The 1,008-nt window shown below is 65.7% G+C and carries 2 protein-coding genes; one reads left to right on the forward strand and one right to left on the reverse strand.

Annotated elements, in window-relative coordinates; all coding sequences use genetic code 11:
* Nucleotides 1–13: 13 nt before the first annotated feature.
* On the reverse strand, nucleotides 14–466 hold the full coding sequence (locus AC5RWQ_RS30190; RefSeq protein WP_494285997.1) for an adenylyltransferase/cytidyltransferase family protein: 453 nt from the start codon (nucleotides 464–466) through the stop codon (nucleotides 14–16).
* A gap of 182 nt (nucleotides 467–648) precedes the next feature.
* Here AC5RWQ_RS30190 and AC5RWQ_RS30195 point away from each other — a divergent pair, with 182 nt between their 5' ends.
* The gene (locus tag AC5RWQ_RS30195) at nucleotides 649–960 is read left to right on the forward strand and encodes a hypothetical protein (protein ID WP_494285998.1); all 312 of its coding nucleotides are present in this window, start codon (nucleotides 649–651) and stop codon (nucleotides 958–960) included.
* The last annotated feature ends 48 nt before the right edge of the window (nucleotides 961–1,008 follow it).

The following is a 1,008-nucleotide window of genomic DNA, read 5'->3' on the forward strand; positions in this document are numbered from 1 at the left end:
GCGGCAGATCCGGTCATTCCTTTCGCGAGGCGGCCGCGTCGAGCACCCGCTGGATCAACTGGGTGGTTGAGATTCCTCCCGTACGCCGAACGTAAGTGAGTTTCCCGGCTGCTGCAGCGGGCCCGTATACGAACTCGGCCCCCTCGGGCGACAAGTCGTCGCCGTGCACCACGGTGGTGATCCCGTGCTCGGCAAGAAACTCTTCGGTCACTTGGAGCGGGGCGTCCTCAATCACCTCGTCGACGTACCTGCACGACTCGATCACGGCGACACGCTCGGCAAGGGTCATGATGGGACGACGCTTGTAGGAGGCTGCGGTGTCGTCGGACAGCACGCCGACGACCAGCGAGTCACCATGGCGGCGCGCCTCCCGGAGGAGCGACACGTGGCCCGCGTGGAACAGGTCTCCAACCATGTCGACGTAAACCCGCGATATGGCAGCCGCACCCACGTCTGGGTTCTCCACAACAACTCACCTGCTCCTTCGCCCACACCAGTCGCGGTCGCTCACCGTTCTACCGGACGAGACGGCGAGGCGCGCACATCGGCAGGTTCGCGCACGTGCCGGCTCGACGCACCGTCGGGGCGGTAGCACGCGACTCGCGGCAGGTCACCACGCCGGCCAGGCAAATCCACGAAGATGGCTGCGTGAAGGCGATCTACCCAGACAACGGCGATGGCGACCGGGAGGCCCACCCGGAGGCCGTGCCCGGCCTGCGCCCCGAAACCGAAGGTGCGGCCGACGTCACGGCGCTCACGCTTGAAGTCGATGGAGAGATGTTCGCCCTCCGCCCAAACGAGTTCGGCGGCACCGACTACACGTGGCTTAGCGGGCCCAACCCCGGCTACGGATTCGGCGTGAGTCCGACCCCGAGCCTGTCGCTCGACGAGCACATGGAGAACATCCGCGACTTCCTGGCCATCGTTGACCCCACCACGGGATACATCGAAGAAGACTGAGCAGTAGGGCCGTTTGACGTTGCAGTCCACTAAGCGCGCACATCGGCA

The sequence above is a fragment of the Micromonospora sp. BS32 genome (genome assembly GCF_059089345.1).